This window comes from Wolbachia endosymbiont of Drosophila nikananu, assembly GCF_028981865.1.
GTDB lineage: Bacteria > Pseudomonadota > Alphaproteobacteria > Rickettsiales > Anaplasmataceae > Wolbachia > Wolbachia pipientis_B.
This window is the reverse complement of the sequence record NZ_JAPQLL010000049.1, coordinates 1-9,938: the sequence shown is the minus strand read 5'-3', so window position 1 is coordinate 9,938 and position 9,938 is coordinate 1. Positions and strand designations below refer to the sequence as shown.

The 9,938-nt window shown below is 35.3% G+C and carries 5 protein-coding genes and 1 pseudogene; 5 read left to right on the top strand and 1 reads right to left on the bottom strand.

Translation table 11 applies throughout. From position 1 onward, the window contains the following. From OZD67_RS03050 to OZD67_RS03030, 5 genes and pseudogenes are all read left to right on the top strand, one after another. Positions 1 to 288 (top strand): annotated as a pseudogene (locus tag OZD67_RS03050) (Rpn family recombination-promoting nuclease/putative transposase); the annotation flags it as partial. A gap of 138 nt (positions 289 to 426) precedes the next feature. Continuing rightward, positions 427 to 1,962 (top strand): cytoplasmic incompatibility factor CifA, encoded by a 1,536-nt coding sequence (locus tag OZD67_RS03045; RefSeq protein ID WP_274999665.1) that lies wholly within the window; start codon positions 427 to 429, stop codon positions 1,960 to 1,962. 53 nt (positions 1,963 to 2,015) lie between these two features. Further along, entirely contained in the window at positions 2,016 to 5,510 is a 3,495-nt protein-coding gene (locus tag OZD67_RS03040; protein WP_182183945.1) for a cytoplasmic incompatibility factor CifB, read from the top strand. Between the two features lie 635 nt (positions 5,511 to 6,145). Beyond that, complete coding sequence (locus OZD67_RS03035; RefSeq protein ID WP_182183947.1) at positions 6,146 to 7,516, top strand: TomO hydrophobic C-terminal domain-containing protein; 1,371 nt, start codon at positions 6,146 to 6,148, stop codon at positions 7,514 to 7,516. Between the two features lie 553 nt (positions 7,517 to 8,069). Then, on the top strand, positions 8,070 to 8,354 hold the full coding sequence (locus OZD67_RS03030) for a hypothetical protein (RefSeq protein ID WP_182183950.1): 285 nt from the start codon (positions 8,070 to 8,072) through the stop codon (positions 8,352 to 8,354). Here OZD67_RS03030 and OZD67_RS03025 read toward each other — a convergent pair. Then, a complete protein-coding gene (locus OZD67_RS03025) occupies positions 8,334 to 9,680 on the bottom strand; it encodes an IS110 family RNA-guided transposase (protein WP_182184072.1) in 1,347 nt (448 codons plus the stop codon). The two genes, OZD67_RS03030 and OZD67_RS03025, sit on opposite strands and share 21 nt — an antisense overlap. Positions 9,681 to 9,938 lie beyond the last annotated feature (258 nt).

Genomic DNA, 9,938 nt, shown 5'->3' with positions numbered 1-9,938 from the left:
TGGTCAGAAAAAGAATTTATAGCCTACGAACAAGAGATAAAGCGTATTCTTGATGAACATGCTGTCCTCGCTCAAAAACTCGATGATGCTACTGAAAAAGGCAGACTAGAAGGCATCCTCATCGGTCATCAAAAAGGCAGAGCGGAAGGTAGGGAAGAGGGCGAACAACAGGCTAAAATTGCTGTGGCAAAGAATTCACTTAAGGCGGGTGTTTCTATTGATGTTATTGCTGAAATAACAGGGTTTTCTGTTGATTATATTAAGAAAATTCAAGAAAAGAAGTTTTAGCCATAACGTTTTTTTATTAAACCCTCTATTCTAGTAATTTTAATATTGCAATCCATTCTAATGTCTGTACAATACCTTTTTTATATAAATACTTAACAAGAGGGGTTAATGCCAACACAGGAAGAGCTTCGGGCTACGATGTCCAAAAAATTACAGGAAGCTATTGAATATCCAGATCCAACAGTTGCTGCTGGGAGGAAGTCAGCTATCAAGAGATGGGTGGGAGTCCTTCAGGATAACTTTATGGAGCACATAAAATACTTTAAGGGTGATAAGCTGAAGTTCTTGCACAATGTATTCCAAGATGAAGGTTGCTGGTCAGGTGTAAGGTTGGATAATGCTGCTTTAGGTCAAAGGTTTACTGAAGAAAAAATAGAGGAAATCGATAATCCACTTCGCAAATATGAGATGGCTTGTAGTTACTGTGTAGTAGATAAAATTCATCCACTCTTTCAAAAAGCATTTGAATCCTACAAAAATGGATTTTCTTCTGATGAACTTGATAGTAGAGGTAATCCTATAACTGATGAGTACATACGAAACTCGCTTTTGGGTGGCATTCGAAGGAAAGGTCCTGTATTTGATTTCTGGATCGATAGAGAATCTGGGGAATTAAAGCAGTATGATGCAGTAGAAGGTTTTGACAGTGCTGTAAAACTTAAGTGGAGTGAAGGGGTAGAGTATTTTTATAATCATTTAAAAGAAGAAGATAAGGAAAAGAAGCTTACAGAAGCTATTCTTGCTCTTTCTCGTCCTCAATCTGTTGAGAAAGACGCTCCTATTTTAGATTTTTGTGTAAGGAATATAGGTGATAAAGATACTCTTTTACAGAAATTGCTGCAGAAAGATAAGGGAGTATATTCCCTTCTTGCTGAATTAATAGAGTCATGTTTTTTTGATACGGTTCATGATTTGGTACAGTGCTGGTGTTATAAAGGCGTTTCAGAACGTGGAGATCATTCAGAGAAAATATTCTCACAAGATGAGTATGACCTCCTCCTTTACTCACTTTCAAATGTAATGTTGAAAAATCCTGAGTCAAGTGTTCAAGCTAGATCTCTTATTATGAAGATTTGGAAATGTGAACGCTTTACTGAATACAGAGAGACCTCTGTTAATACTTCTAATTATACAGTTCCTATAAAGAGTGTACTTGGGGGATTAATCATTAATTGGAAACGAGAAGATATTTGTAAGCCCGATAGGGAAATAGAGAAAGAAAAAATATTAGATATAATATCATTTACTAAAAGTTGCTTTCCTGAAAAGTTTGAACTTTTTAAAGAAGATGTTTGTAAGTCCGATAGGGAAATAGAGAAAGAAGAAATATTAGATATAATATCATTTGCTAAAAGTTGCTTTCCTGAAAAGTTTGAACTTTTTAAAGAAGTCATGGTAGAAAACCTTAGATTATGTGGTAGAGAAGGAATGGAAGAAAGTATAAACTACGATGATTTGGCGAAAGAATTGCTTTCTGAGTTAGAGAAAACAACTTTACCTCCTGGAGGTGATGGTCCTAGGTATGATTTACGGACACGATCTAAAGCTCATGGCAGTAAGAAAACAACTTTGCCAGTTGATGATAGTCCGCAGTCTGAGCTTGGAACTCCTAGTGTAAGTGGTGTTTCTTCTTATAAGAAAAAAAGCATCTTTACGCTTAGTGGTAATAAGTAATCCACTTATGAACTCTTGGTATTTCTGGTCGTAGTAAATAAGGGGTATTTTGTATGAGTAATGGTGATGGGCTTATTAGGAGTTTAGTGGATGGAGATCTTGATGGTTTTAGACAAGAGTTTGAATCCTTTTTAGATCAATGTCCATCTTTCTTGTATCATGTAGGTACAGGACGTTTCCTTCCTGTATTCTTTTTTAGTATGTTTGCTACTGCTCATGATGCAGGCATTTTGAATACAGATGAGAAAGTCTATTTTCGTTTTGATAATCATGGTATTGATACAGGTGGTAGAAATAGAAATACAGGAAACCTAAAAGTTGTTATTTTAACTCGTAATCGTGACGGACAGCAAGTTGTCAGGTGTTACAGCATTTCTGATCGTCCTAATAGTGATGGGTTAAGATTTAGTGAAAGGGAGAAAGATTCTCTAGTACAAGAAATTATACAGCAAAATCAAGGTTTAAGGGAAGAAGACCTAAGTTTTGAGCAGTACAAAGTATGTATGCATGGGAAAGGCAGGAGTCAGGGAGAGGCAATTGCAACAGTATTCGAGGTGATTCGTGAAAAAGATTCTCAAGGTAGAGATAGATTTGCTAAATATTCAGCGTCTGAGATTAGCCTTCTGAGGCATATAGAACGCAATAGGCTTAGGGGGATTAATGCGCCTGCGCCACGCAGTGTGTTGACAGTTAAGGAAATAGGAAGTATACGACTCAATCAAGATCAGAGAGTACAGCTTGGTCATTTGGTCAATTTTGTGCAAGCTGCACCAGGTCAGCAAGGGATTTTCAATTTTATGGAAGTGCTAGCAAGTAACCAAAGAATAAATGTAGAACGTGGAATAAATGAAGGAATTTTGCCATACATAACTCGAATCTATCGTAATTACCTAGGCAGCCTACAAAATGACATTCAAAATCGCAGTCAAAAGTTTGAGAGTTACGGGTTTTTATTAGGTTTCTTAGCAAATTTTAGTCATCGCTACACAATAGGCATCGATCTTGACTTATCTCCTAGAAACTCACATGTTGCTTTTCTTGTACGTCATCAAGAAGAAAGAGGAAATGTTCCTATTGTCATTAATATTGCTACAGGAGCAACATTGTCCAGTACCGCATTAGACTGTGCCAGAGGTCACGCTAAAAGATTATATGTTTCTTCATTTATACCTATTCATACCACATCAGAGCATACTGTTTGTTTTGGATTAAATTTTGATTTAAATCGAATTCCTTTTAGGGTTGATACGGTAGGGCTTCAACAGGATAGATTTCCTTTAGTACAAAGATTATTTGAGTGTTTGGAGAATGAAGAAATTAGAGAAAATATTAGAGATTTCTTACTTCAACATCTTCCTGCTGAAATACCAAGAAATGCAGAGAATTATAACAGAATATTTGATTGTATAACTGGTTTTACTTTTGGGAGTAGTGCTTTTGCTAGAGAGTATTTAGAGCTGGAAGAAGGAGAAGATCGAGTACGTGTAAGAAAGTATATATTTAGATACGGTGATGGAGATTTAAGAAGACATACTTTAACTATGGTCTTTTATGCTCAGGGTTATAATATAGTTACACTTCATATTAGAGCTCACGATGCGCAACAGCAAGAAGCTATCGATTTACAAGCTCTTAATGTTAATAGAAATAATGTTCATATATGGGAAGTTTCATGCACACTTAATGACCAATTTGAGCTAGATATTGATCAACCAAATGACCTTGGTTTATATCACGATTACCAAAATAATAATGCAAATAATTTTCTTGCTGGTGATCTTATACAAGTGCCTAATGTTGAAAATGTACATGGTATTTCAGAAAGGGTTATGAACGATGGCTGGAAAAATGTAGGTCAGCATAGAGAACTATTTCAAGAGATCTCTGGAATATTGATGCCACTTAGGGACGCAATAAATGTTAATAGTGAGGGTAAGTTTCGTTCTATACTACATGGTACATTTTATGCTAGTGATAATCCTTATAAAGTGCTTGCTATGTATAAAGTTGGTCAAACATATAGTTTGAAAAGGGGGCAGGAAGAAGAAGGAGAAAGGGTAATACTCACAAGAATTACAGAACAGACATTAGACCTTTTATTATTAAGACAACCTACAGAGAATGATCTAGATACTCATCCAATTGGATATATATTAAGATTTGCTGGTAATGTAGAAGAAGTAGCACAAAAGGAGAATAACGCAAAAGATCGAATAAAAGAACTTATGAACAAGCAAAGAGGATATTTGCTTATTACTTCTGGAAATGAGGCGGTTTTATTTCCTCTTATATTTAATGCAGGTGCAGGGAGAGTAGAAGGTCTGATATCTATTCCAGAAGGAATAGGAAGAGAAGAGTATGTACATAAACTTGATCGTGGTGGTCGTGACTTAAGATCAGGAGGACTAGTGGGCCCTGAAAGTGTTATTGATGAAAATCCACCAGAGGGTCTATTATCAGATCAGACTCGTGAAAATTTAATAAATTATATTCGAGAAAATCCCGGACGGAACCAGATTTTACCGTTTGATCTAGGTGATAATCGATGTGTTAGTATTACTACCTTCGAAGGTAGTATACAACAACTCCTAGAAATACTAAGGTCAAGAATAATGGGAGGTGATAATGCCATTCCTACAGCACAAGGAATAAGAAGACAAATAAGAGATATTCTTGGAAATCAAGGGATAGAAGTAAATGATCTACTTACACTAGAATTTGCAACGAGAAATGGACATTATGATTACTGGCTTCAACAAATTGATATAGCTCATGCTGGAAGATTGCAATATCAGCTTCGTACTGAAGGTAATCACACTTTTGAAGCAGCTAATTTGGCAAGGAATGACGGTAACGAGCACATTGTTAGAGTATTAAATCAATTTAGGGAAAATGAAGAACAACAGCGTTTAACTTTAATCATTACTTTAAATAATACTCATTGGGTTACACTAGTGATTGAACGTCAAAATGGGAACTATGTTGGGTACTATGCTGATTCAACTGCTACTGCTGTTCCAGGTGGTATTACCGATATCATTCAAAATAACTTAGGAAATAATATCAGGATTAATAATGTTTCTGTTCGTCAGCAAACAGATGGTTGGAATTGTGGTTTATGGGCATTAGAAAATGCTAAGGATATTAATCGAGTCCTAAATGAAAATCCTGGAGAACAAGTTCAGAATGTTGTAAATATTATGCGTGACTTTCTCGAAAGAAACCACCCAAACAGAGATAGAAATTACTTTCAGAACATAAGAGTGGGCATTTCACAATTATTCAGGAATGATCCGGGATTTCAAGATGTGCAATTGCAAGCATACATTCAAAATAGAGAACAAATTGATCCATTATTACGTACTTATCTAGAATTAGGATATCACAGAGTGGGAGGAGGGTGTGGACCAGTAGAAGCACCTATATCGCTTAGTGTTAGTGATTCCAGTAATTTTGGTGGCCTGCCACAGTCGAGCTTAGAAAGTCCTGAAGCTAGTGTGTTTCTGACCTTAGCAAAGGTAAAGGCGGTAGGTAGAGGTAATCGGTAGATGAAAGGAGTGTAACAAAAACCTTATGCATCAAGTAGAGATTGTGAGCAAATTTAAAGAAGTTAAGGTGGGTAACCTGTTTTTTTCTACTTGTAGCAATGTTTCAAAAAGTATATGTGTCGAGTTGGGTAAAGTTGAAGGAGGTTCTTAAATGAACAGCTATTAATTTAGTAGTATACAACATTAATAAATTTAAACAACGCAACCATTTCCAGCAACCAAAACCAGCAAGCTTTTATTCTGACATCGGCTGTGAATATGCACAAAGATTCAAAACTTTCAATGATCTTACCTCTTATGAATTCAGTAGCTTTGATTTGAACGGACACTGAACAGAGAGCTCAGCAAGGGTTATAGCGCTCAGATTAGCTTACTTTTACCACATTTATATATGAACTAATTTACCTAGCTTTGTTGCAAAAATTTCACACCTTTGTTTTCACAACGCCGCTTTTATTTAAATTGTTCTCACGAAGGTAGGTACCTTATTTGTGCTTTTTGAAAAGGTAGTTAATAAATAAATTTGTTGTAACACTAAAATTAGATATTTCTCTCAAAAATATTTTATCCAAAAAAACACCTTTTCTTTCTATTTAAATTGTGATAGAATTACAAGGGTTAGAATAAGGTATGATATGTCACCAAAATCAAGTCAAGGCTCCGTTGGGGAGTCCAATCATAATAAGGTACCTGAGCAGGTTGAGCTGATTTTCGTGGGTGGCGAGTACATGTCTGATTTGGATAAATCGATTTTCTACTTTGACCCATCTTACTTTGCTTTCTCGAATACCCTGATTCACCTGAGCAGTCCGTGCCACCAAATTTTCACAAGTAACTTGTGCGATTCGATTGATGAGGCTGAACTGAGTGACAGAATTGGTGTAGCTGGCGCAAGTAGACTGGCTGAGCCAACTAGCACAATAGCAACTGCATTGAACGAAATGAGGGAACTAATAAAAGGGAACCCATCACAGTTGAGATGCTTAGAAAAAATTGTAGCAGGTGTTCAAAGTCTTACTCATGAGGCAGAAGAACTGATTAAGCGTGGTGATGGCCGAACTTGCCACAAAAATTCGCTTGAAAACCTAGCTCAAGGTGTTCACGAAACTAAAAAAAGATTACAGTTAAAAGAAGATTTAAGTGTTTCTTTAGATAAAGAAAATCAGGAGTTGTCAGAACAAAACGATCAATTAAAAGAAGAGAATAGAAAGCTTCTAGCCAAAAATAATAAACTAAAGACACAGCTAACTAGAGCAAATGCAGAAGTAGAAGAACTATCTTGGAAGTCTAAGGATGGGGAAGATAGGCTATTGAAACAAAAAAGGAATGAGTTCAATAACGAATACAAACACATTTCAAGGTCAGAAGAGGTAAAAGATCTTGATATACAAACAGAGGACATAGGTGCATTACAAGAAAGAGCCGAATTAAATGACTACCGTAGGAAAGTAGTAGAGCTGGAAGAAAAGCTAGGTATGGCAAATGCAGGCAATAAGCAATTAACATCAAGTAATAGTTTTTTAAAAGAAAGGATAAAACAACTAAAAGAAGAATTAAGGTTGAAAGATTCACAGCCTAATTCTACAGAAAAAACCATTTTTGATGAAATAAAAGAAGCTGATCAGCAACAAATGGGGATTCTTCAAATGGATCTAAATCTACGGGAACAGCTTGAAAGCAAGAATGGGCTAGAAAGTCAAATCCGAGATCTGCAGAAACAACTTGAAAGCAAAAATAAAGAGCTAAATGGTAAAAACGAAAAATTCTTGGAAGCAAGCACTCATAGTAAAAGGCAAGGTAAGTGCGCCTCTGTCTTTTTTGTATTATCTTGCGTATTTGCTGTTGGTGCAAGTTTAACAATGTCTTATTTAGCAATATGTATTTCACTCGCAGTAGCTGCGTCGGTTTTTCTTATAGTAGGGTGTTGCTGTTCATATAAAGCAAATACAGCACTTAGTAATGTTGAAGTTGATAATGGTGTTAATCCTGCAGTTGTGGAAGTTTGAAATAACCTAAGTTGAGAAGGGATAGAGTTAAGTTAATAATTTAGAGATCTTCCTAAGGATTGACACTTGTAGTGGGAAGAGGTAACTTTTAGATAACATTATTGCCGCTAGTTATTATGCATCAAGCTTAACTTGTGTTATTTTTTTGCTATTGGTTAATTTATATAAGTTAAAAGGTGGATGAGAAAGTATACCTATTTAAAGTCTCAAAAAATCTATCGTGGTACATCAAGCCTTTATAAGTTTGCAGACAGATGCTTTTGATTTTGAATTGATTTGGTTTTTACAGTAACACAAATGATTTTATAAAAGTAATGAACTTTATTTTATGATCTAGTTTGACTGTTATGCCTAATGAAAAAAGCGTCAGGAATTCTTATATCTATAAGATTTTTGAGCCAGATAAAAAGATGCAGAACCAGACTCGAAAGTAGATAGGTCTCTTGCATAATCCCTATTAAGGACCTAAATAATATGATTAATAATTAAACTAATTTGACATGTTGTTAAAATAGTATTAAACTATATATATTAGATAATTAATGGGGTTTTCATGTTAAGCGATATTATAAAATCTGATACCAAAGCATTACATGGTATATTTGTTGGAAAGAAATTTCGTAGATCAGCTGATGATGGCAAAGGAAAGTACCTAGTGGGTCTGGTTTCAAAACATTCAGAATATTCTATATGTGTAGTAACTCTGCCAAAAGAAATAATACCTAACGATGTTACTTTGAATGCTTTAATTCTTACTTATGAAAAAGACCCTTCAACTTTACCAATTTTATTGAAATATTTTACTCATAAAAATCTTCTAAGAAACTTCCTTAACTAGCTCCTCTTGTTGCACTAAAGTATAGCCAAATTCTCGTGCCTTTTTGATCAAATTTTTTACAGCTCTCTCCTTATATCGTGTTTCATAGTATTCCATTCCTTTTTCTACATATTCTTGTCCGTATTTGAGCATACTATAAAATATGCATGCTATTTTTCTTGCAGTAGCTGTTATTGCTTTTGGTGCTCCTAATCGTTTTTTTAATCTCCTGTAGTATGCACCCAATGAACTTTTACTATTTCCTACAGAATTAGCAGCCATTCGAAATGCATTCGCAGCACGATTAATGACTTTACGCGTTCTTGTGCTAAACACTTTTTCTCCTGTAATTTTATTGGCAGGGCTGAGTCCTAACCACGATGAAAAGTGTTTTTCTGTTGACCATTTATTATGGTTTATACCAGTTTCTGAAATTATAGTCTGTATACTTAGTATATCAAGCCCTGGAACTTTAGTAAAATCCATACCAGTTATTCGGTGCAGTTCCTCGTGCAAAGCAAAGTCAGGCTTACTTTTTCTGTGCTTATTCTTTTCCTTACTCAACTGTTTACTTTCGTTAGATTTTGTTTCAAACGTTTTGTAATAGACCTCAATATTTCTATCACATTCTGCTATTTTTTCTTGATAAATATTATATAGTTCAAATTCTTGCTTTAGCGTGAATACATGTTCCTCTCTATAATCGCCAGCTAACGCTTTTGCTATAGTAGACTGATCATTTTTTATTCGTGCATCCCTGAATTGAGCCAATTTCCCAGAATCTCTTTCGCCTTTAATTATAGCCTTGATAATTTTCATACCAGTTACTCCTGTTATATCTCTTATAACTCTATGCAGTTGTATATTCATTTGAATTAATGCCTTCTGCATACGCAGAACATGTGTAGATGCACTTTCAGTGAGGTTCTTACGTTGTCGCACGTAACTACGCAATACACATATCTGGCTATCTGGCCTAAATGACCCTTGGAGTAATCCATAACTATGTAGTTGTTGTAACCACTGACAGTCCTGAACATCTGACTTTCTCCCAGGTACATTTTTTACATGTCGCGCATTTACCAACTTAACTTCAAAACCGTAAGATTCCAGTATTTGAAACAAAGGAATCCAATATACACCAGTTGATTCCATCGCTACGGTTGTAACTTTACACTTTTTTAACCACCTTGCTAAATTATGAAGGTCTTCAGTGAAGCAGCCAAATTTTTGAACACGTTGCTCATCTCTTCTCTCGGGTATACATACATAATGTACAGCCGAACCAACATCTATCCCTGCTGCATCAGGATTCATTACCTCTAATTTACTTTTTGTCATTGTAATTGACCTCCTATAACTTATAATGAAGAAGTATTTAAGCTTGGGACGGTTAGATTATACAATCTTCTAATCGAGGTAGTCGTAATAGACTCCATCAGTGGTTTAACCGTTCCTCCAAAACCATGCTCCCAAACGGGCACTCTAGCACCATTGAGCGTCCGGTTATAACTGCAAAAATACTTCTTAATAAATTATATTTAAAAATTGTTATAGCACTGGATAAAATAGTTTCTTTCAGGTTTAACAAGATTTTTCCTTGTT

What these genes read in the sequence shown, in the direction of transcription:
- OZD67_RS03045 (WP_274999665.1), top strand. Translation starts at nt 427, where the DNA reads ATGTCCAAAAAATTACAGGAAGCTATTGAATATCCAGATCCAACAGTT.
- OZD67_RS03040 (WP_182183945.1), top strand. Translation starts at nt 2,016, where the DNA reads ATGAGTAATGGTGATGGGCTTATTAGGAGTTTAGTGGATGGAGATCTT.
- OZD67_RS03035 (WP_182183947.1), top strand. Translation starts at nt 6,146, where the DNA reads ATGTCACCAAAATCAAGTCAAGGCTCCGTTGGGGAGTCCAATCATAAT.
- OZD67_RS03030 (WP_182183950.1), top strand. Translation starts at nt 8,070, where the DNA reads ATGTTAAGCGATATTATAAAATCTGATACCAAAGCATTACATGGTATA.